Raw genomic sequence first — 20886 nt, forward strand, 5'->3', positions numbered from 1 at the left:
CCGGGAGGAGCCACTCATGAACCTCATGGCAGGGCGCCGGGAACGGCCCGGCGCGGCCACCCGCCCCCCGCAGGACGCCGTACCGCAGGACACCGCACCGGAACCCGGTGCGACGCAGGACGTCGCGGCGGACGGCGGCACGCCGCAAGCCGGTGCGCCGCACAACGACCGCGACGCCCGTGACGCCCCCGGCGCCCGTGACGACGACCGTGACGCCCATGAGCGGGCGCTGCCCCCGGACCACACCCAGGCGATCCTGGAGGCGACCAAGCACGTCGCCGCGGTCCTGAAGACGTCGGGGTGTCCGTTCGCCCTGATCGGAAGTGTCGCCGCCTACGCGCACGGCATCCCGGTCCGGCTCCAGCACGACACCGATTTCGCGGTGCGGCGCGAGGACGCGCCGACGGTCACGCGCCTGCTCGAGGAGCACGGCGTGCGGATCGTCGATCCCCCGGAGGACTGGCTGGTCAAGGCCCGCTCCCACGGCGAGCAGATCGACCTCATCTTCGCCCTCGCCGGGCGTCCGGTCACCACCGAACTGCTCGACCGGGCTCAGACGCTCCCCGTGGACTCGGTGCACATGCCGGTCCTCGATCCCACCGACCTCCTGAGCAGCCGGCTGGCGGCGCTCTCCGAGCACCACTGCGATTTCGGCGCCCTCCTCCCGGTCGCGCGCGGTCTGCGCGAACGGGTCGACTGGGACCGGCTCCGGCGGGAGAACGAGGAGTCGCCCATGGCCGCGGCCTTCCTCTACCTGCTCGAACTGCTCGATGTCATCGACGGGCCCGCGTCCCGCGACGGCGAGGAGGACGATGCTCCATGAAGGCCGTGACCTGGCAGGGCCGCCGCAAGGTGTCCGTGGAGTCGGTGCCCGATCCCACCCTCCAGGACCCCACCGATGTCATCGTGAGGATCACCACCTCCGGTCTGTGCGGCTCGGATCTGCATCTGTACGAGGTGCTGGGCCCCTTCCTCGACGCCGGTGACGTCCTCGGCCACGAACCCATGGGCATCGTCGAGGAGACCGGCCCCGAGGTGCGGAACCTGCGGCCCGGACAGCGCGTCGTGGTCCCGTTCAACGTCTCGTGCGGCCGGTGCCCGATGTGCGACCAGGGCCTGCACTCCCAGTGCGAGACGACACAGGTACGGGAGTACGGCACGGGAGCGGCGCTGTTCGGGTACACCAAGCTGTACGGCCACGTACCGGGCGGACAGGCCGAGTACCTACGGGTGCCATTCGGTGACACCCTGCCGATTCCGGTGCCCGAGGGCCCGCCGGACGACCGGTTCATCTACCTCTCGGACGTCCTGCCGACCGCCTGGCAGGCCGTTCAGTACGCCGATATCCCCCCGGGCGGCTCCGTCGTGGTCCTCGGGCTGGGGCCGATCGGCGACATGGCCACCCGGATCGCGGCGTTCCGCGGTGCCGGGCGGGTCATCGGCATCGACCTCGTACCGGAACGGCTCGCCCGGGTGGCGGCACGGGGCGTCCGCACCCTCGACCTCGTCGAGGAGGGTGAGGACCTGGTGGACACGGTCCGCGAGCTCACGGGCGGCCGTGGCCCCGACGCGGTCATCGACGCGGTGGGCATGGAGGCCCACGGCGCGCCGCTCGCACGCGGCCTGCACACGATGGTGTCCCTGGTGCCGGCACCGCTCGCGCGGCGCCTGATGCGGCGTTTCGGCGTCGACCGGCTCTCCGCGATCCATCTCGCCGTCGAGCTGGTCCGGCGGGGCGGCACCGTCTCCCTCAGCGGGGTGTACGGCGGCGCGGCCGACCCCATGCCGCTGCTCGTCATGTTCGACAAGCAGATCCAGTTGCGGATGGGCCAGGCGAACGTGCACCGCTGGGTGGACGACCTGCTGCCCCTGCTGACGGACTCCGACCCGCTCGGTGTCGACGAGTTCGCCACGCACCGCGTCCCGCTGGCTGAGGCGCCGGAGGCGTACGAGATGTTCCAGCAGAAGCGGGACGGGGCGGTGAAGGTCCTGTTCACGCCCTGAGCGCGTGCGCCGACGTCGAAGAACCCTCCACACACTCGGTGTGGAGGGTTCTTTCGACGTCGGCGTCATCCCTGGCCGAAGAGGGCCTTCTGCACGTCGTCGGGGCCGCTGTACTCCTTGCCGCCGGACGCGCTCCTGAGCTTCTCGGCGACGCTGTCGTCCGCTCCGTTGTCACGGGCGAGGCCGGCCAGATCCTCCCCGGAAGCCGGGTAGTGCGCGCCCTTGAGGGCCTTCTGCACGTCGATGGGGCTGATGTCCGCCATGACGTCCTCCCGTCCTGTCTCTGTCGGGCCGAATTCTTCCTCTTCCGCCACTCACCCTCAGGGCGCGGCCCAAACGTCATGAAAAGGGCCGGGCTCGCGAGCCCGGCCCTTTTCGTCAGCGCTCCGTCACGTGGTCTCCGGCGGCTCTCACATGCCGCTCGGCGTCGTCCCTGTGTCGGAGTCTCCGGGCTTGATGCGGCCACGCCACCCGCCGCTCTCCTGCCCGCGCTCCTCGATGTAGCCCTTGAACCTCCTGAGGTCTCCGCGGATCCGCAGATCGAGGAGCCCCGTCTTGTCCCCGGCCTGCTCGACCATGCCCTCCGGCTCGAAGTCCATGGCCAGGCTGACGCGCGTGTGCGCCTCGTCGAGCGGCTGGAACGTGACGACGCCCTTCTGCTGGGTGTCGCCGCCGACCGTGCGCCAGGAGATCCGTTCGTCGGGGAGCTGGTCGACGATCTCTGTGTCGAACTCACGCCGGACTCCGGAGACCTTCGTCTTCCAGTGACAGTGCTGGTCGTCCAGCTGGCGGACCTCCTCGACGCCCTCCATGAACGTCGGGAACTCCTCGAACTGTGTCCACTGGTTGTACGCGCGGCGCACCGGTACGTCGACGTCGATGGATTCCTTCACCATACTCACGGAAATTCCTCCTCACTCGGTCAAGCCGGACGAACCGGCCTGCCACTCGCGTGCCCGACGCTCGTGACTTCATTCATCCCGGGACTCACCCCGGGCCTCAGGGGCCACCGTCAGGGCAGCGGTACGCCGCCGGTGGCGTTGAGAATCTCGCCCGTGATGTAACTGGCCTGGGGGGACGCCAGGAAGACGTAGGCGGGCGCCATCTCGGCCGGCTGCGCGGGACGTCCGAGCGGCGACTGCTTCCCGAACTCGACGGTGTCGGGCATCGTCGCCGGGATGAGAGGCGTCCAGACGGGTCCCGGGGCCACCGCGTTGACCCGGATGCCGTCGGACGCCACCATCTGCGCCAGGCCCTGGGTGAACGTGACGATCGCGCTCTTGGTCATCGCGTAGTCCAGCAGCGGGGGGCTGGGTTTGTAGGCCTGCACGGACGTGGAGTTGATGACGCTGCCGCCCCGCGGAATGTGCGGCAGCGCGGCCTTCGTCAGCCAGAACATCCCGTACAGGTTGGTGCGCATCACGCGGTCGAACTGCTCGGTGGTGATGGCTTCGATGCCGTCGGGCTGGGCCATCTGGTAGGCGGCGTTGTTGATGAGGACGTCGATGCGCCCGAAGTCGGCCACCGTCCGTGCGACCAGCTCCGTGCAGCGGTCCTCCTCGCGGATGTCGCAGGCGACAGCGACGGCCTTGCGTCCCGCGGCCTCGACGAGCCGGGCGGTCTCGTCGGCGTCGGCCTGTTCCTCGGGGAGGTACGTGAAGACGATGTCGGCGCCCTCGCGCGCGCAGGCGAGCGCGACCGCTCTGCCGATGCCGGAGTCTCCTCCCGTCAGCAGGATCGTGCGGTCGTGCAGGAGCGCGTGCCCGTGGTAGCTCTCCTCCCCGTGGTCGGGCGGGGGGTCCATGGGGCCCGTCCAGCCGGGGTGCTCCTGCTCCTGGTCGGGAAAGTCGGGGCGCGGCCGGCCGGCCGCCGGGTCCGCGTCGGGGGTGGGGTACGGGGTCACGCCGTTCCTCCTTCGTACGGGTACGGGGCGAACGCGAGGACGAGGCGCGGGAGGTCACTCCGGCGCCCGTTCCTCCGCCTTCTCCTCCTGCTTGTCCTTCTCGGCCTTCTCGGCCTTCTCCTCCTTCTCCCGCTCGCGTCGCTCGCGCCGCAGACGAGGCCGGTGGCTGGTGTCGCAGAAGGGGGAGCGCAGGCTGCGCCGGCACATGCAGAGGGCCACCACGGGACGGTCGCAGCGCTCCACCGTTCCGTCCGGCATGACGATCTCCACCGGGCCCTCGACCAGCAGGGGGCCCTCCCGCAGCGGGGTGAGGCGCGTCGCCTCGGCCCGTTGGGGCTGTTCAGGACTCCGGTGCCCTTCCGTCCGTTCCGTCGGGAGAGACATCGTTCACCACCGATCCGCTCGGTTCCGTCCCCCCGCAACTGCCCGCTCACCTGCCGGTCATGCGGAGGGCCCGCCCGGCGCGGGACCGTCGTCAGGTGGGGGTGGCACGGATGACGAGCAGTTCTTCGGTACGCAGGCCCGTGGGGACCAGGCCGCTGGCCTCGAACCAGTCCGCCCGCGCCCTCATCACGGGTCCGAAGGCCTGGGTGCGGCGGCCGACCACCTCGGCCTGCAGCCCGGCCCGGCGCAGGCCGTCCAGGCTCGCGGCGACACCGGAGAGGGACGACTGGACGAGCAGCAGTACCCCGGTCCTGGTGAGGAGGGCGGGCGCCTGGCTGCAGATGCGGTCGAGGAGCAGCCGCCCGTCCGGGCCGGCGTCCCAGGCCCTGCGCAGTCCGTGCGCGGGCGGGCAGGGGTCTTCGGCCGGTACGTACGGCGGGTTGGCGGTGACCAGGTCGAACCGTTCCCGGGCCACCGGTTCGCCCAGGTCTCCTCTGCGCAGCCGCACCTGGCAGGCGTTGAGGCGGGCGTTGAGCCAGGCGGTCGCCACCGCCGTCCGGGAGACGTCGACGGCGGTGGCGTCCAGGCCACGGCGGGCGGCCTCGATGGCGACGACCCCTGTGCCGGTGCACAGGTCAAGCGACCGGGAACCCGGCCGGAGGTCCTCGGCCGCCAGGGTCTCCACCAGCAGTTCCGTGTCCCCTTGGGGTGCGTAGACGCCGGGGGGCGTGATCACTCTCATGAACCGCGAATGCCCGGCCCGGCGCGATACACGCCTCCCTCCCTCGTGACCGCCGTGCGCGCCGGTCACGCGCTGAGGAGCTCCAGAACCGCCCGCTCCACCGCGCCCTGGGTGGCGGGTCGGCCGAAGGTGCCGTGTTCTCCGAGACGGTCGAGCACGGGGGCGATGGTGGCACCCTCCTCGAAGCGCTCGAAGACGCGGGGGTCGATGTAGGAGGCGCGGCAGACGGCCGGGGTGTTGCCCAGGTAGCGGCTGACCTCCCGCACCGCCCGCGCCTCGGTGCGCCGGGTGCCGTCGCGGTCGTCATGTGCCTCGTCCGTGGTGACGGCGAGTGCGACGGCCGCCAGGACGGTGGCGTGCCAGGTGCGGAAGTCCTTGGCGGTGACCTCCGTTCCGGAGAACCGCCGCAGCGCGTCGTTGAGATCCTCGGCGGTCAGATCGCGCCAGGCGCGCGACTGCCAGTACGCGAAGAGGCGCGCGCCGCCCGCTGGGCGGCGCAGCAGCGCCCGTACGACCGTCTCGGCCGGGGCGTCCACGAGGCCGCGGACGACGTGCTTGCCGCCCTTCGCCGGATAGCTGAACGTCATCGTGCCCCGGCCGCAGGCCACATGGTCGCGCTCCATGGTGGTGAGCCCGTAGGTGTGGTGGTCACGCGTGTAGCGCTCGGACCCGATCCGGAAGAAGCCGAGGTCGAGGAGGCGTACGGCGCAGGCGGTGACCCGGTCGTGGCTCAGCCCCCGGCCCTGGAGGTCCTCGGCGACCCGCGCGCGCACGTCGGGGAGGGCGGCGGCCATCTCCCGTACGTGCTCGTGCTTGGCCCGCTCCTGCCGGGCGCGGAACTCCGGGTGGTAGAGGTACTGCCGCCGGCCCGCGTCGTCCGTGCCGACCGCCTGCAGGTGACCGTTCGGCCAGGGACAGATCCAGACGTCCCGCCAGGCGGGCGGGATGACGAGGGAGCGGACGCGGGCGAGCTGGTCGGGATCTCTCAGCGGGGCGCCCGAGGTGTCCCGGTAGGCGAATCCCCGGCCGTGCCGGACCCGGCTGAAGCCCGGTCGGCGGGGGTCGCTCGTCCGCAGTCGCATGGTGGTCGTTCCTCCGGCCGGCCGGGCGCGAGGCATCCTCGCGCGGTACGCGTCGGTTCGCCTCGCGGGTGCCCGCGGACGCCCCCGCTCATGCCGCGCCCACCGCCCACGCCCGGCGCTCCGGGCGCCCCGGTCGCTCCAGTTGCTTCGGGCGCATCGGTACCGGGGGATTTTCGCCGACCTTCCGGGCAGTCGCCTCACATGAATCGTCTCCCCGGCACAAGCGGCTCCCACTGGATGCGAACGGCGGCGATCCCGGCCCACCCGCCCCTGACCGAGGACACCGACGCGGATGTCGCGGTGATCGGTGCGGGCATCGCCGGGCTCAGCACCGCCTGGGAACTCTCCCGGGCGGGCCGGCGGGTGATCGTGCTGGATGCCGGCCGCGTGGCGGCCGGTGTCACCGGCCACACCACGGGAAAGCTGACCGCCCTCCACACCACCGTCTACGACGGACTGCGCTCCTCGCACGGACCCGACGCCGCACGCCTGTACGCCGAGTCACAGATGGACGCCCTACGGCACGTGGCGGACGTCGCCACCGAGCTGGGCGTCGACTGCGAACTGGAGCCTCGGCCGGCGCTCACCTACTGCGAGGACCCGGAGGGCGTCGACGCCCTGCGGGCCGAGGCGGAGGCCGCGAAGAGCGCCGGCCTGGACGCCTCCTTCGTCACGGAGACGGATCTGCCGTACCCCGTCGCGGGCGCGGTACGGGTGGAGGGCCAGGCCCAGTTCCATCCCCTGAAGTACCTGCGCGCGCTGGCCGCCGATCTGGTCGCGCGTGGCGGACGGATCCACGAGCACGCCCGGGTGACCTCCCTCGACCGGGGGGAGCGCTGCCGGCTGACCACGTCCTCGGGCGTCACCGTGACGGCCGAGAGCGTCGTCGTCGCCACCCACCATCCCGTCTTCGACCGCGGCATGCTCGCCGCCCGCCTCACCCAGCACCGGGACCTGGTCGTCGCCGGACCGCTGCCGAGCGGTCAGGATCCCCAGGGCATGTACATCACCACGGAGGACGGGAAACGCTCGGTCCGCACCGCTCCCTACGGCGACGGCAGGCTGTTGATCGTCACCGGCGAGGTCTTCGCGCCGGGCACGGAGGGTGACACCGAGGGCCGCTACACCCGTCTGGCCGAGTGGACGCGCGAGCGGTTCGGCGTCACGGTCACGCATCGCTGGGCGGCCCAGGACAACGCCGCCACCGACACGGTCCCGCTGATCGGGCCGCTCCACCACGACGACCACCGGGTGTTCGTGGCCTCCGGGTTCGCCGGCTGGGGCATGGCGGGCGGAGTCCTCGCGGGCCGGCTGCTGAGCGGCCTCATCACCGCCCCGGACGCCCCGGCCGCGTGGGCGGACCTCTACGACCCCCGGCGCCCGGGTTCGGTGATCCGCAGCGCGCCCGCCGTCGCCAAGGCGCAGTGGGACGTCGGCAAGCACTTCGTCAAGGACCGCCTGGACACCGTGGTGGGGGGCGACGTGGCCCGCACGGTGGACGACATCGAGCCCGGTGAGGGTGCGGTGCTGCGGGTCGACGGCAAGCCGTGCGCCGTCCATCGCGACGAGGCGGGGAACCTCCACCCGCTGTCGGCCGTCTGCACGCACCTCGGGTGCCTCGTCTCCTTCAACCCGGCGGAACGGACCTGGGAGTGCCCCTGCCACGGCTCCCGGTACGACACCGACGGTGAGGTCCTGCAAGGGCCGGCTCTGCAGCCGCTGGAGCGGTACGACCCCGAGGACCTCAAGCGCTAGAGGGCGCTTCGGCGACGTGCGTCCGGAGCCCGTCCGTGGCCGGCGGGAGGGTCGATGGACCGCCGGGCGGCGGACGGGCTCATGTCCGTTCGGGCGGGTACCGGGTTCCGCGCCACAATCGGGACGGGCCGCCGGACTCGGGGGGTTTCCGGCGGCTCTTCTCTGGTGCGTCCCTCCCGAAAGGACGCCACGATCCTCCCGCCGACGGGGCGGAGCGGCGAGCGTGTGCGCCGTCCCTGTCGAGGCGTTCCGTTCACACCCCGTGTGAACCCGATGGCGGGACCCGCCGGGCGGGATCGCGGCGCTCGTCGCACCCTGGAGGCATGGCCTGGCAAGCACCCATCGTCGTGCACCGCCTGTCCCCCGGGGGCGGGCGGCGCGTCACCGTCCGCGGGCAGATCGTGGGCCTCGCGCACAACGACACCGACCTCGTCGAGTTCCTGCGCCGCGCCGGACTCGAGGACGCCGACATGATCCTGGACGATCCCCATCTGGTGGAGTGGCGCGGCGGCCGCCCCCACCGGTGGGAGGCGGCGTGAGTGCGGGGCTCGTAAGTGCGGGGCTCGTGAGTGCGGGGCTCGGGGCCTACGGTCGGCCGGTGTACGGCACCCGGGCGATCTCCCGGATCCCGCCCAGCGTCCCCCACTCGTTGCGGCCCAGCCGCGTCAGCGGACGCATGAGCGTGATCTCGGGGTGGCCGTCCGCCATCACGGACTCGTCCACCGCCGCGTGCACGACCCGTCCGAACACGACGGTCGAGTCGCCGATCCGCAGCGTGCTGTGCAGCTCGCACTCCAGCGCCACCGGCGAGTGCGCCACCCGCGACGGCTTGACCCGCAGGCTGGGCTCGCGCTCCACCTCGCAGGCGTCGAACTCGCTCACCCCACGCGGAAAGTCCGTGGCCGTGGCGTTGATCTGCTCGAAGAGCGGTTCGGGCGCGAGGTTCACCACGAAGGCCCCGGTGTCCTCGATGTTGCGTAGCGAGTCCTTGCGGCCCACCGAGGTGAACTGGACCACCGGCGGGTTCACCGAGGAGATCGTGAAGAAGGAGTGCGGGGCCAGGTTGTCGGTCCCGTCGGCCGAGGTCGTGGAGATCCAGGCGATCGGCCGGGGCACGACGGTGGCGGTGAGCAGCCGGTAGAAGGTGTTCCGGTCGCTGCGGTCGGGATCGATGTCGATGCGCATGACGAAAAGTATGACCGGTATCCGACCATGCCCATCCCGCACGGCTCTTGGCCCCGCGCCTCCCCCTGCCCGACACTGAGCCGATGACACAGCGCGTGGATCTCGCGACCGTGATGGACCGGCTGGCCATCGACGACCTCGTCACCGGGTACGCGGTGGCCGTGGATGACTCCGACTGGACGGGCTACCGGGCGCTTTTCACCCGCGACGGCCGGGCCGACTACCGCGGTTCCGGTGGTGTCGAGGGCCCAGCGGCCGATGTCGCCGACTGGCTCGCGGAGACGATGCGACTGTTCCCGGTACGCCAGCACCTCATCGTGAACCGCCGGGTGAGCATCCAGGACCTCGGCGGTTACCCGGGCGACGCGGCGGAGGTCCACGCCGACTATGTGAACCCGATGCGCCTCGAGTCGGGCGAGGACTTCGTCTGCGGTGGGCGTTACGCGTTCTCCCTGCTCCGGACGGACGCCGGCTGGCGGCTCCGATCCGTCGTCGTACGGGAGAAGTGGCGCCGCGCCTAGGGGCGGCGCGGCGCGCACACTGGAGGCGACACCTGGAGGCGCGGCGTGGGGATTGCGTTCGGCCGTCGCGGCACCGGCGCGCAGCAGGGGCCCGGTGCCCCTGCGTGGCGCCCGCGCCGTTCTCGTACGGGAGCCGGCGACCCGTCCCGTAGCCCCGTGAGGACCCCGCATCGCGGCGCCCGTGCCGCGCTCGCGGTCGTCGCGGGCGCGCTGCCGGCGCTCGCCTTCCCGGGCCCCGCCCTCTGGTGGTTCGCCTACGTCGCCCTCGTCCCGTGGCTGCTGCTGCTCCGCACCGCGCCGACCGCACGGCGCGCGGCCCTGGAGGGCTGGCTGGGCGGCATCGGGTTCATGGCGGCCATGCACCACTGGCTGCTGCCGAGCCTGCACGTCTTCCTGCTCGTACTGGCCGCGTTCCTGGGCCTGTTGTGGCTGCCCTGGGGGTGGCTGGTGCGGGCGATGCTCGGTGACGGGCCGTCCGGTCCACGCGCCGCCGCCGCGATCCTGGTCGTCCCTTCCGGCTGGCTGATGATCGAACTGGTCCGTTCCTGGGAGGGCCTGGGCGGGCCGTGGGGTCTGCTGGGCGCGAGCCAGTGGCAGGTCGCGCCGGCGTTGCGGCTCGCCTCGGTCGGCGGGGTGTGGCTCGTGTCCCTGCTGGTGGTGGCGGTCAACACGGCCGTGGCGCTTCTTGTGGTGTCCGGGGCCGCCGTCCGGATGGCGGCACTGGTGGGACTCGTGGTGTGCGCGCTCACCCTGGGCGTCGTCTGGTGGGGAACCGCACCACCACGGGAGCGGGGGACGGCCCGGATCGCCGTCGTCCAGCCCGGGGTGTTCGACGGGTCCGGCGGTGCCGAGCGGCGGTTCGCCCGGGGCGAGGAGCTGACGCGTGAGCTCGTCGGCCGGGATCTGGACCTGGTCGTGTGGGGCGAGAGCAGCGTCGGGGCGGATCTGACCGCCCGCCCCGACCTCGCCGCCCGGCTGACGGCCCTCTCCCGTGCCGTGGACGCGCCGATCCTCGTCAATGTGGACGCCCGCCGCTCCGACCGGCCGGGCATCTTCAAGAGCGCGGTGCTGATCGGGGAGCAGGGTCCCACCGGCGACCGGTACGACAAGATGCGGCTCGTGCCGTTCGGCGAGTACATCCCGGCCCGCACCGTCCTCGGCTGGGTGACGTCGGTCGGCAAGGCGGCGGGCGAGGACCGGCGGCGCGGCACCCGGCCCGTGGTGATGACCCTGCCGGCCGACGGCGCCGATCCGGCGCTGCGGATCGGTCCGCTGGTCTGCTTCGAGTCGGCCTTCCCCGACATGTCGCGCCGCCTGGTCCGCGACGGCGCCGACGTGCTGATCACCCAGTCGGCGACCTCGACGTTCCAGGACAGCTGGGCGCCCGCCCAGCACGCCTCGCTCGCGGCGCTGCGCGCGGCGGAGTCCGGCCGTCCGGTGGTGCACGCGACACTGACCGGTGTCAGCGCCGTCTACGGCCCCGACGGCCGCCGGATCGGTACGCCCCTGGGCACCGACCGCAGCGCGGCGGCCGTCCACGAACTGCCCTTGACCCGGACGACCACCGGTTACGCACGGTTCGGCGACTGGCCGCTGTACGGCGCCCTGACCGTGCTGGCCGCGCTGTGCGCCGCCGAGGGCATGGGGGCGCTCAGGAGGCCTGCGTCAACGCTTCGCGCACCACGCGCTCACACAGCTCGTGGGTCGACAGGGCGTCCCTGGCGCTGAGCCGCTTCCCGGCCCGTACGGCCTCCAGGAAGGAGAGGACGGCCTGCTCGATGCCGCGCTGCCGGGCCACCGGCACCCAGTCCCCGCGCCGCCGGACGGTCGGCTGGCCCTTGTGGTCCACGACGTCCGCGAGGTTGAGGACCTGGCGCTTGGTGTCCTGGCCCGAGACCTCGAGGATCTCCTCGGTGGAGCCGTTCATCCGGTTCATCATGCCGATGGCGGTGAATCCGTCGCCGGAGAGCTGGAGCACGACGTGGTGCATCAGCCCGTCGCGGATGCGGGCCCGTACATCCGTGTGCTCCACCTCTCCGGGCAGGAGGAAGCGCAGGGTGTCGACGACGTGGATGAAGTCGTCGAGGACGAGGGTGCGGGGATCCTCGGGCAGGCCGATCCGGTTCTTCTGCATGAGGATCAGCTCGCGCGGGTGGTCCAGGCACTGCGCGTAGCTGGGGGCCAGACGTCGGTTGAAGCCGACGGTCAGGCCGACCCCGTGCTCCTCGGCGAGCTCCACGAGCCGCTCGGACTCGGCGTATTCGTACGCCAGGGGCTTGTCGACGTAGGTCGCCACGCCGGCCTGGAGGAGCCGGGTGACGATCTCGGCGTGCACGGCCGTCGGCGCGTGCACGAAGGCGGCGTCGAGGCCGGCGGAGAGCAGCGAGTCGAGGTCGCTGTGGCGCCGCACGGCCGGAATGTGGTGGGTCTCGGCGACCCGCTCCAGGGTGGCCCTCGTCCGGGTCTGCAGATGGAGCTCGACCCCGGGCAGCGCGGCGAGGACAGGGAGATATGCCTTCTGCGCGATGTCGCCGAGTCCGATGCAGCCGACCTTCACGTGGTCTCCCTAGTGCTGGGTGATCTGTCGTTCGCGCCGGTCAGCTTACTCGCGGGCGGTTCACGGGCGCCGGGGGCCGCCAGTCCGCGATGCCGTCGAAACCGCGCAGGACGAGGCCGGGGCCGACCCGCGAGACGGTGGCGATCAGCCCGTCGCGCAGGGCGACGGCGGGGCGGGCGGACAGGAGGGTGAGCCGGCCGGTCCGGGCGGCCTTGCGGACGATCGCCGTGGTGCGCGGCAGCCGGTCGGCGGTGTACGCGGCCAGCGCGCGGCTCGGCGGAAGTTCCCGGCCCGCGTGGTGGGCGAGGACGATCGCGTCCTCGATGGCCTGGTTGCCGCCCTGGCCGAGGGTGGGCTGCATGGCGTGGGCGGCGTCCCCGAGCAGGGCGACGCGGCCGTGGTGGAAGGCGGGCAGCGGCTCGGGCATGTGGTGGACGTCGTGGCGCAGGACGTCCACCGGGTCGACGGCGGCGAGGATTTCGGGCACCGGGTGGTGCCAGTCGCCGAAGAGGCGCAGGAGTTCGGCCTTCTCGTCGTCGGGGGCGTGGGCGCCCTCGGGGGCGGCGGCCATCGCGTAGGCGTAGACGCGGCCGTCCTTGAGTGGCTGGGTGCCCCAGAGGCGGCCGGGGCCCCAGGTCTCGTGCGGGGCGAACGGCCGCTCGGGGGCGGGGACGACGACGCGCCAGGTGGTGAAGCCGGAGTACACGAGTCCGGTGTAGTCGGGGAAGAGGGCGCGGCGGACGGTGGAGCGGATGCCGTCGGCTCCGAGGACCAGTTCGGCCGCGATGTCCCCGTCGGGGGTACGGACGACGGCGGGCCGCTCGTCGTCGCCGGGGTCGGCGAGGGAGGCGGTCACTCCGGTCCGTACGACTCCGTCGGGGAGGGCGGAGGTGAGGAGGTCGACGAGGGTGGCGCGGTGGAGCAGGACGAGGGGGCCGCCGAAGCGGGCGGCGGCGGCCTTGGCGTGGGTGCGGGCGAGCCAGCGGCCGTCGGGGGCGCGCATCCCGCCGTCGCCCTGCCAGGCGGACAGGTCACGGACGCGGTCGCCGAGCCCGATGACGTCCAGGGCGCGCTGGGCGTTGGGGGCGAGGCCGATGCCGGCACCGACGGGGGTGAGGGCGGCGGCGCGTTCCAGGACGGTGACGTCCCAGCCGTCGCGGTGGAGGGCGACGGCGGCGGTGAGCCCGCCGATGCCGGCTCCGACGACGACGGCACGGTGCTGTTCCATGACTGCTCCTCGGAGACTACAGGTGTAGTGACTCCGTGACCGTACTACAGGTGTAGTCAGCCCGGTAGTAGGTTGTCTCCCATGACCGCACGCACCCCGGAATCCGCCTCCCGGTCCGGCCCCTCCGCGTCCGGCCCCTCCGCCTCGGCGTCCCGCGCCGAGCGGATCGGCGACGCCGCACTGGACCTCCTCGTCGAACGCGGCATGCGCGGGCTCACCCACCGGGCCGTGGACGAGCGGGCGGGTCTGCCGCAGGGCTCGACGTCCAACCACGCCCGCACCCGCCAGGCACTGCTGGAGACGGCGGTCCGCCGCCAGGTCGAGCTGGAGGCCGGGGTTCTCACCCCGCACGAGATGCCGGGCCCGGGCGCCGGAGCCGGGGATCTGGTGGACGCCCTCGCGCTCGCCCTGCACCGGTACCTCACCGACCACCGGGCGCTGCTCGTCTCGCGCTACGAACTCGCGCTGGAGGCCACCCGCCGCCCCGAGCTGCGCGCCTTCTTCGACGCGGCGGGGTCGGTGTTCCACGGGCCGCTGATCGCGATGATGGCGGACGCCGGCTCGCTCGCTCCCGAGCGGCACGCGCTGTCCCTGATCGCCTGGTGCGAGGGGCTGATGTTCTCCTGCGCCGCGGGTTCGTTCCACTCCGCCGTGCCGAGCCGGGCCGAACTGCGCACCGGTTTCGAGGAGTTGTTGCGCGGCATGCTCGGTAGCCGAACCGCGCCGGATCGCCGCGCGTCACCCGGTGCGCGGCCATCACCCGTGCGGGGCATTCCCCGCCGGTAGGGGCGCGAAGATCACCGCCCGGCCAGCAGAGTTGCGCGCGTGCATGGAACGAGAACCACAGCGAAGATCCTGGTCGGGGTGGCCGTCGCCGCCCTCTCCGGCTGCGTCTCGATCGAGTCGCCGTCCCCGGCCCCCGAACCGCCGAAGGAGGTCAGCCGGCCCGTCCAGGACGCGGACGGAAAGGCGGACGTGGCCCCGCAGATCGTCGAGGGACCGGCCCGCGAGGCCCTGGAAGCGGCGCTACCGCCTCCCCCGCCGTCGCCCCGCACGACCCCGGCGAAGAAGCACAAGGAGAAGAACCGGGACAAAGGTTCGACGGCCAAGCAGCGGCCTCCGTCCGTGCCGCGGAAGGACGCCCGGGTTCCGGACAAGAAGCCGCCCGAGACACCCCGTCCGCCCCGCTCCCGGATGGAGGTCTGCGACCTGGGCGAGCGGTACGGAGGCTGGCACCCCGGCAGCGACCAGGCGAAGATCTGCCGCGGTACGTACGGGAACTGAGCCCCGCCCCTCCGGCTAGGGCGAGCGGAGCTGTACCTCCAGGCGCTCGATCGCGGCGCGCACCCCGTTGCCGTACCCGTCGTCGTCCAGGGCGTCCGACGCCGCGCGGGCCCGGTCCAGATGGACCCGCGCCGCGTCGGGCCGCTGCAGCTTCACATAGTCGGCGGCCAGGTTGAGATGGAGCGAGGGGTACAGCGCCCGCAGCGCGACAGCGGAGTCGTGCTCGGCCGGCCGCTCCTCGCTCAGCCCCTGGGCCGCCAGAAGGGCCCGCAGGTCCCAGGCCAGCTCGGCGTCCGGGTCGTCCTGCGCATCGGCCATGTAGTGCGCGAGGGTGCAGCGGTGCAAGGGGTCGCCGTCCGGGCCGATCTGCCCCCACAGCTCCTGGAAGCGGTTGCGCGCCTCCTCGCGGTCCCCGCCGTGGAGCAGCATCATCGCCTGCCCGATCCGGGTCATGACGCCGTCGTCCGCCACCTGCTGTTGCTCGGTCACTACGGCCTCCACGTGCGCTCCGTCCAGGATCTCCGAAGCTAGCCGCAGGCGCCGCCGATGCGGCACAGGCTCGGGCGGGGACCGGGGCCTGTCAGCCGGGCGGGCTCACCGCCCGGCCGACACCCCCGGCCGACACTCCGGCGGACGGCTCAGCCGAGGTTCGGGATGCGCCAGTCGATCGGGGCGTGGCCCTGGGCCGCGATCGCCTCGTCGATCTGGGTGAAGGGGCGGGACCCGAAGAACTTCTTCGCCGACAGCGGCGAGGGGTGGGCACCCTTCACCACCACATGGCGCTCCTCGTCGATCAGCGGGAGCTTCTTCTGCGCGTAGTTCCCCCACAGCACGAAGACCGCCGGGTCAGGCCGCGAGGCCACCGCGCTGATCACCGCGTCGGTGAACTTCTCCCAGCCCTGGCCCTTGTGCGAGTTGGCCTCGCCGGCGCGGACGGTGAGGACCGCGTTGAGCAGCAGCACGCCCTGCTCGGCCCACGGCATCAGATAGCCGTTGTCCGGGACCGGGTGCCCGAGCTCCTCCTGCATCTCCTTGTAGATGTTCCGGAGGGACGGCGGCGTCTTCACACCCGGCCGGACGGAGAAGCAGAGGCCGTGCCCCTGCCCCTCCCCGTGGTACGGGTCCTGGCCGAGCACCAGGACCTTCACCTTGTCGTACGGAGTCGCGGCGAGGGCGGCGAAGACCTCGTCGCGCGGCGGGTACACCGGCCCCTTCGCCCGCTCCTCCTCGACGAATTCGGTGAGCTGCTTGAAGTACGGCTTCTGCAGCTCTTCGCCGAGGACGCCGCGCCAGGACTCGGGCAGCATGTCGGTGTCGGTCACGTCAACAACCTCCGGTGGACCAGGTCTTCCTACGTACGGAAGAACCTACCGGTGACCACTGACAACGCCGCTACCAGCTCGTCCTGCGGCCGAGCTCCCACATCTGCATGACGGTCTGCGGGTCGAGGGCGCGCTCGGCTCCGGCGATGTCCTCACCGGCCGCGGTGTAGAGCTTGCCCTGCCACAGCGGGAGGAGACGGACGTCCTCCACCATGATCTCCTGCGCCTCCTTGAAGTCGTCCGCGACGGCCCCGCGGTCGCTCTCGCGCCGGGACTTCGGGAGGATCTCGTCGGTGATGCGGGGGCTGACGTAGGGCGTCCCCAGCGCGTTCTGCTTGCCGACGAAGGGGGCGATGAAGTTGTCCGCGTCCGGGAAGTCGGGGAACCAGCCGCGGCCGAAGACCGGGTACTCGCCCTTCTGGTAGCCCGCCGCGAACTCCTTCCACGGCCTGCTCTTCAGGGTCACGTCGAAGAGCCCCGACGAGTCGAGCTGCCGCTTGAGCTCGGCGAACTCGAGCGCGGTGCCGGAGCCGTACCGGTCGGTGGTGAACCAGAAGGTCAGCTCGACGGGCTCGGTGATGCCGGCCTTGCGCAGGATCGCCTTGGCCTTGGGCACGCTGGGCTCGCCGAAGCGGTCGTAGAACTCGGTGGTGTGGCCGACGATGCCCTTGGGGACCATGGAGTACAGCGGCTCGGCCGTGCCCTTGTAGGCCTTGGCGACCAGTTCCTCGCGGTCGACGATCTGGGCGATCGCCTTGCGGACCGGCTCCTTGGCGACGGAGGAGTCGCGGGGGTTGAAGACGAGGTAGCGGATGTCGGCGCCGGTCGACTCCACGAGCTGGAGCTTCTTGTTCGCCTCGGTGTCCTCCTGGAGGTCGACCACCTCCTCGGCGGTCAGACCCCGGTAGGTGACATCGATCTCGTTCTTCAGCAACGCGTTGACCATCGGCTCGGACTCCTTGAAGTACCGGATGGTCACGCCGCCGTTCTTGCGGTCCGCGAACCCCTTGTAGGTGGGGTTCTTGGTCAGCTCGGCCTTGTCGCCCTCGGTGTACTCGTCGAGGACGTAGGGGCCGGAGCCGGTGAGCTTGCCGTCCTCACGGAGCTTGTCGGCGGGGTACTCGGCCGGGTCCACCAGGGACATGGCGGGCGTCGCGAGGACGAAGGGGAAGGTCGCGTCGGGCTTGTTCAGCTTGAACACGACCGTGCGGTCGCCCACGGTCTCGATCGAGTCGAGCGAGCCGAGCATCCCGTTGGGGCCGCCCTCGACGTTGATCGTGCGGATGCGCTCGATGGAGTGCTGGACCGCCTTGGCGTCCAGTTTGCTCCCGTTCGAGAAGGTCAGACCGTCGAGGAGTTTGCACTCGAAGACCCGGCTCGCGGTGTCCGTGAATTTGCAGTCGGCGGCATCGGACTGCGGGATCGTACTGCCGGTCGGAAAACTCACCAGCGTCTGGAAGACATTTCGGAACAGCTCCCAGGAATTGTCCCAAGCGGCTGCCGGATCAAGCGTGGTGGGAGAACTCGTCGTGCCGACGACGATTCTCTGCTCCCCGGCGGATTCAGCGTCCGAAAACAGGCTGCATCCGGACACCAGGGATATGGACGCAAGGGCTGCAGCGGCCTGCAGACTGGTCCGGTTGAACACGTGCACGCTCCTCGTTCAGCCATGGGTCGGCAGACCATACCGCAGCGCCCCGCCAGGTCAATGTTCGACCCCGACGGGGCACTTGAGGCATTCACTGCATAACCGGGGCCAAACCGGTCACGAATTCAGCAAAGTGTCCGGATATCGGTCACCCGACACCGGCGTTGAGGAAAATCCCCCCGTCGACCACGAGAGTCTGGCCGGTGATCCAGTCCGACTGGTCGGACGTGAGGAAGGCCGCGGCGCCGCCGATGTCCTCCGGGACACCGAGTCGGCCGAGCGGGTACGCGGCCGCCGCCTCCGCCTCCCGGCCCTCGTAGAGCGCCTGGGCGAACTTGGTCTTCACGACGGCCGGGGCGATCGCGTTGACGCGGACCACGGGCGCGAATTCGTGCGCCAGCTGGAGGGTGAGATTGACCATGGCCGCCTTGCTCATCCCGTACGCGCCGATGAACGGCGAGGCGGAGATACCGGCGACCGAGGCGATGTTCACGATCGCGCCGCCGTTGTCCTTCTGCCAGGCGCGCCAGGTCTGCTGGGCGAATCCGAGCGCCGAGATCACATTCGTCTCGTAGACCTTGCGGGCGACATTCAGGTCGAGCTCGGCGATCGGCCCGAAGACGGGGTTCGTGCCGGCGTTGTTGACCAGGAAGTCGACCCGGCCGAAGGCCTCCATCGTCGCCGCGACGGCGGCGGCCTGGTGGGCCTCGTCGTGGGCCTTGCCTGGCACGCCGATGACCCGGTCGGCGCCGAGCCGCTCGACGGCCTCCTTGAGGGCCTCCTCGCCGCGGCCCGTGATGCACACACGGTCGCCGCGGGCGACCAGCGCCTCGGCGACGCCGTAACCGATGCCCCGGCTGGCGCCGGTGACCAGAGCGACCTTGCCGGACAGCTCGGGCAGTTCCTTCGTGCTCATGTACGTCTCCTCTTCCCGCTGCGCGTCAGTTGAGCGGGCCGCCGGCCACGTACAGGACCTGGCCCGAGACGAAGCCCGCGTCGTCGCCCGTGAAGAAGGCGATGGCGTTGGCGATGTCCTCCGGCCTGCCGACCCGCTGCACGGGGATCATGGAGGCGGCCGCGGCCTGGAAGTCCTCGAAGCCCATGCCGACCCGCTCGGCGGTCTGCGCGGTCATCTCGGTGACGATGAAGCCCGGGGCGACGGCGTTGGCGGTGATGCCGAACTTGCCCAGCTCCTTGGCGAGGGTCTTGGTGAAGCCCTGCAGACCGGCCTTGACGGCGGAGTAGTTGGCCTGGCCCCGGTTGCCGAGCGCGGAGGACGAGGAGAGCGAGACGATCCGGCCGAAGCCCGCGTCCACCATGTGCTTCTGGCACGCCTTGGCCATCAGGAAGGCGCCCTTGAGGTGCACGTTCATGACCGTGTCCCAGTCGGACTCGGTCATCTTGAAGAGCAGGTTGTCGCGGAGCACGCCCGCGTTGTTGACGAGGATCGTCGGGGCGCCGAGCTCGGTGGCCACGCGCGCGACGGCGGCCTCCACCTGGGCGCTGTCCGAGACGTCGCAGCCGACGGCGATGGCGGTGCCACCGGCGGCCGTGATCTTCTCGACGGTGTCCTTGCAGGCCGCCTCGTCGAGGTCGAGTACGGCGACGGCGCGGCCCTCCGCGGCCAGCCGTACCGCGGTGGCGGCGCCAATGCCCCGCGCCGCGCCGGTGACGACGGCTACGCGCTGCTCGGTGGTCGACATGCTGGTTCTCCTCGCCCTTGGATCATCCCTGGATGCGGCCCCACACGGTGCGTCCCATACATGAGCGACCGCTTAGTACCTTCCGCAGACGAGACGCTAGAAGCCCTGGCACCCGGTGTCAACGGCCCACCGGGTGCACCGGATCACTCGCACGGCGTTCCGGGCGCTCAGCGCACCAGCAGATCGAGCAGCCTTTCGACCTCGCCCTCCGGGTCGGCGGTCAGTCCGGTGTGCACCGGGCCCGGCTGGACGACCGTGGAGCGGGGCGCGATCAGCCAGCGGAAGCGCCGTCCCGCGTCGTCACGGGCCGCCTGTCCGGCGTCCTCGCCGCCCCGGCACACCCCTTCGACGCCGTGCAGCGCGGCCCGTACGCCGATGACGTCCGCCCCGGGGTCGAGCGCTTTCAGCTTGGACTCGTCCAGGTGGGTGCGGGCGGCGACGAAGGACTTGGCGCGGCAGTAGACCACCACGCCCGCGTTGAAGAACTCCCCGCGCTCGACGCGGGGAACGACGCGCAGCACCGCGTACTCGAAGACATCGCGGTCGGTCACGTCGTTCGGTCCTTCTGGGTGGGGTGCAACCGGGGGGCGAGGCGTTCGGCCAGCCAACCGGGGGGTTGCGAGGGCCTGCGCTCGGTACGGGCGCCGAGGGTGATCCGCTCGTGGATGGTCGCGGCGCGCGGCAGCAGCGCGTCCACATAGGCGCTGCGCAGCGCGTCGGTGGAGTCGAACCCCGGCTCGTCGACGAGCCACTCGTCGGGCACGTCGGCGGCGACCTCGGTGAGCAGCTCCCTGGTGACCAGGGGCGCGAGCTCGGCCGCGGCGGAGGCGACGTCCGGCGAGAAGGGCGCGAGGGCGTGGTCGGAGGCGTCGTACGGCTTCGCGGCGGAGGCCTGGGCGCCCGGCCAGCTGTGGTGCCAGATCATCGTGGCGCCGTGGTCGATGAGCCACAGGTCACCGTGCCATACCAGCATGTTCGGGTTGCGCCAGGACCGGTCGACGTTGTTGATCACCGCGTCGAACCAGACGACCTTCCCCGCCTCCTTGGGGTCCACCTCGTACGCCAGCGGGTCGAAGCCCAGCGAGCCGGGGAGGTAGTCCATGCCGAGGTTGAGCCCGCCGCTCGCCTTCAGGAGCTCCTGGACCTCCTGGTCGGGCTCGGAGAGCCCGATGACAGGATCGAGCTCGATGGCGACGAGCTCCGGCACGCGCAGCCCGAGCCGACGGGCGAGCTGCCCGCAGATCACCTCGGCGACAAGGGTCTTGCGCCCTTGGCCGGCACCGCTGAACTTCATGACGTACGTACCGAGATCGTCGGCCTCGACGATCCCGGGGAGCGAGCCGCCCTCACGCAAAGGCGTGACGTAGCGGGTCGCTGTCACCTCTGTAAGCATATTCCGAGGCTATCCATTCATTCAGCCTTGCATCCAAAGAGGGCTCGCCACTCCCCAGCCCTGGGGAGAATCCGGGGAGTTTCAGGCAGCGACGCCCCTCCCCTGACAAGCGCGAGGGGGGAGCCCGTCACCAGCCTAGGCGCCGTGATCGCCCTCCCCGAACGGAAATCACGCT

24 protein-coding genes are annotated in these 20886 nt (G+C 71.7%); 8 read left to right on the forward strand and 16 right to left on the reverse strand.

Features of this window, described 5'->3' with window-relative positions; all coding sequences use genetic code 11:
- Nucleotides 1–25 precede the first annotated feature (25 nt).
- Both ACFYV5_RS12755 and ACFYV5_RS12760 read left to right on the forward strand, forming a co-directional pair.
- Nucleotides 26–823, forward strand: a complete 798-nt coding sequence (locus tag ACFYV5_RS12755; RefSeq protein WP_389167882.1) for a nucleotidyltransferase family protein — start codon at nt 26–28, stop codon at nt 821–823.
- On the forward strand, nt 820–2004 hold the full coding sequence (locus ACFYV5_RS12760) for a zinc-dependent alcohol dehydrogenase (RefSeq protein ID WP_389167664.1): 1185 nt from the start codon (nt 820–822) through the stop codon (nt 2002–2004). Before ACFYV5_RS12755 ends, ACFYV5_RS12760 begins: the two co-directional genes overlap by 4 nt.
- A 65-nt stretch (nt 2005–2069) precedes the next feature.
- Here ACFYV5_RS12760 and ACFYV5_RS12765 read toward each other — a convergent pair whose 3' ends face one another.
- The 6 genes from ACFYV5_RS12765 to ACFYV5_RS12790 all read right to left on the reverse strand — a co-directional run bounded on the left by ACFYV5_RS12765 (nt 2070) and on the right by ACFYV5_RS12790 (nt 6115).
- Complete coding sequence (locus ACFYV5_RS12765) at nt 2070–2267, reverse strand: DUF2795 domain-containing protein (protein WP_355110201.1); 198 nt, start codon at nt 2265–2267, stop codon at nt 2070–2072.
- A gap of 147 nt (nt 2268–2414) precedes the next feature.
- Complete coding sequence (locus tag ACFYV5_RS12770; protein ID WP_389167667.1) at nt 2415–2906, reverse strand: SRPBCC family protein; 492 nt, start codon at nt 2904–2906, stop codon at nt 2415–2417.
- Between the two features lie 110 nt (nt 2907–3016).
- Nucleotides 3017–3907 carry an SDR family oxidoreductase gene (locus tag ACFYV5_RS12775; RefSeq protein ID WP_355110199.1) on the reverse strand — a complete coding sequence of 297 codons (891 nt, stop codon included), beginning with the start codon at nt 3905–3907 and terminating at the stop codon, nt 3017–3019.
- A gap of 54 nt (nt 3908–3961) precedes the next feature.
- The gene (locus ACFYV5_RS12780; RefSeq protein ID WP_389167671.1) at nt 3962–4291 is read right to left on the reverse strand and encodes a CDGSH iron-sulfur domain-containing protein; all 330 of its coding nucleotides are present in this window, start codon (nt 4289–4291) and stop codon (nt 3962–3964) included.
- Nucleotides 4292–4382: 91 nt separating this feature from the next.
- Nucleotides 4383–5033, reverse strand: a complete 651-nt coding sequence (locus tag ACFYV5_RS12785) for a HemK2/MTQ2 family protein methyltransferase (RefSeq protein WP_355110198.1) — start codon at nt 5031–5033, stop codon at nt 4383–4385.
- A 65-nt stretch (nt 5034–5098) separates the two neighbouring features.
- Nucleotides 5099–6115: a DNA topoisomerase IB gene (locus ACFYV5_RS12790; protein ID WP_355110197.1), complete on the reverse strand. Its 1017-nt coding sequence runs from the start codon at nt 6113–6115 to the stop codon at nt 5099–5101.
- 201 nt (nt 6116–6316) lie between these two features.
- Here ACFYV5_RS12790 and ACFYV5_RS12795 point away from each other — a divergent pair, with 201 nt between their 5' ends.
- The gene (locus tag ACFYV5_RS12795) at nt 6317–7870 is read left to right on the forward strand and encodes an FAD-dependent oxidoreductase (RefSeq protein WP_389167676.1); all 1554 of its coding nucleotides are present in this window, start codon (nt 6317–6319) and stop codon (nt 7868–7870) included.
- 323 nt (nt 7871–8193) lie between these two features.
- A complete protein-coding gene (locus ACFYV5_RS12800) occupies nt 8194–8409 on the forward strand; it encodes a hypothetical protein (RefSeq protein WP_355110195.1) in 216 nt (71 codons plus the stop codon).
- A 46-nt stretch (nt 8410–8455) separates the two neighbouring features.
- Here ACFYV5_RS12800 and ACFYV5_RS12805 read toward each other — a convergent pair whose 3' ends face one another.
- Entirely contained in the window at nt 8456–9055 is a 600-nt protein-coding gene (locus tag ACFYV5_RS12805; RefSeq protein ID WP_389167679.1) for a flavin reductase family protein, read from the reverse strand.
- A gap of 83 nt (nt 9056–9138) precedes the next feature.
- On the opposite strand from ACFYV5_RS12805, the gene ACFYV5_RS12810 reads away from it, so the two are divergent.
- Together ACFYV5_RS12810 and lnt are read left to right on the forward strand one after the other, a co-directional pair.
- A complete protein-coding gene (locus tag ACFYV5_RS12810; RefSeq protein ID WP_355110193.1) occupies nt 9139–9576 on the forward strand; it encodes a nuclear transport factor 2 family protein in 438 nt (145 codons plus the stop codon).
- A 156-nt stretch (nt 9577–9732) separates the two neighbouring features.
- Nucleotides 9733–11304, forward strand: a complete 1572-nt coding sequence (gene lnt / locus ACFYV5_RS12815) for an apolipoprotein N-acyltransferase (protein ID WP_389167684.1) — start codon at nt 9733–9735, stop codon at nt 11302–11304.
- On the opposite strand, the gene ACFYV5_RS12820 is transcribed toward lnt, so the two are convergent.
- Nucleotides 11228–12133, reverse strand: coding sequence for a Gfo/Idh/MocA family protein (locus ACFYV5_RS12820; RefSeq protein ID WP_389167687.1), 906 nt, complete (start codon nt 12131–12133; stop codon nt 11228–11230). The two genes, lnt and ACFYV5_RS12820, sit on opposite strands and share 77 nt — an antisense overlap.
- Nucleotides 12134–12173: 40 nt before the next feature.
- A complete protein-coding gene (locus tag ACFYV5_RS12825) occupies nt 12174–13361 on the reverse strand; it encodes an FAD-dependent monooxygenase (RefSeq protein WP_389167690.1) in 1188 nt (395 codons plus the stop codon).
- 81 nt (nt 13362–13442) lie between these two features.
- On the opposite strand from ACFYV5_RS12825, the gene ACFYV5_RS12830 reads away from it, so the two are divergent.
- Both ACFYV5_RS12830 and ACFYV5_RS12835 read left to right on the forward strand, forming a co-directional pair.
- Nucleotides 13443–14147, forward strand: coding sequence for a TetR/AcrR family transcriptional regulator (locus ACFYV5_RS12830; protein ID WP_389167692.1), 705 nt, complete (start codon nt 13443–13445; stop codon nt 14145–14147).
- Between the two features lie 39 nt (nt 14148–14186).
- On the forward strand, nt 14187–14645 hold the full coding sequence (locus ACFYV5_RS12835) for a hypothetical protein (RefSeq protein WP_389167695.1): 459 nt from the start codon (nt 14187–14189) through the stop codon (nt 14643–14645).
- 15 nt (nt 14646–14660) lie between these two features.
- On the opposite strand, the gene ACFYV5_RS12840 is transcribed toward ACFYV5_RS12835, so the two are convergent.
- The 7 genes from ACFYV5_RS12840 to ACFYV5_RS12870 form a co-directional block, all read right to left on the reverse strand.
- Entirely contained in the window at nt 14661–15134 is a 474-nt protein-coding gene (locus tag ACFYV5_RS12840; protein ID WP_389167697.1) for a hypothetical protein, read from the reverse strand.
- Between the two features lie 149 nt (nt 15135–15283).
- Nucleotides 15284–15967, reverse strand: coding sequence for a uracil-DNA glycosylase (gene ung / locus ACFYV5_RS12845; RefSeq protein WP_389167699.1), 684 nt, complete (start codon nt 15965–15967; stop codon nt 15284–15286).
- A 70-nt stretch (nt 15968–16037) separates the two neighbouring features.
- Entirely contained in the window at nt 16038–17615 is a 1578-nt protein-coding gene (locus ACFYV5_RS12850; protein WP_355110186.1) for an ABC transporter substrate-binding protein, read from the reverse strand.
- 148 nt (nt 17616–17763) lie between these two features.
- Nucleotides 17764–18531: an SDR family oxidoreductase gene (locus ACFYV5_RS12855; protein ID WP_389167701.1), complete on the reverse strand. Its 768-nt coding sequence runs from the start codon at nt 18529–18531 to the stop codon at nt 17764–17766.
- A 25-nt stretch (nt 18532–18556) separates the two neighbouring features.
- Nucleotides 18557–19318: a 3-oxoacyl-ACP reductase FabG gene (fabG, locus tag ACFYV5_RS12860; protein WP_355110184.1), complete on the reverse strand. Its 762-nt coding sequence runs from the start codon at nt 19316–19318 to the stop codon at nt 18557–18559.
- A gap of 167 nt (nt 19319–19485) precedes the next feature.
- The gene (locus tag ACFYV5_RS12865) at nt 19486–19869 is read right to left on the reverse strand and encodes a DUF3037 domain-containing protein (protein ID WP_355110183.1); all 384 of its coding nucleotides are present in this window, start codon (nt 19867–19869) and stop codon (nt 19486–19488) included.
- The gene (locus ACFYV5_RS12870; protein ID WP_389167705.1) at nt 19866–20711 is read right to left on the reverse strand and encodes a HipA family kinase; all 846 of its coding nucleotides are present in this window, start codon (nt 20709–20711) and stop codon (nt 19866–19868) included. Before ACFYV5_RS12870 ends, ACFYV5_RS12865 begins: the two co-directional genes overlap by 4 nt.
- Nucleotides 20712–20886: the final 175 nt, after the last annotated feature.

Origin of the sequence: Streptomyces sp. NPDC003035 (assembly GCF_042888285.1) — a bacterium.
GTDB lineage: Bacteria > Actinomycetota > Actinomycetes > Streptomycetales > Streptomycetaceae > Streptomyces.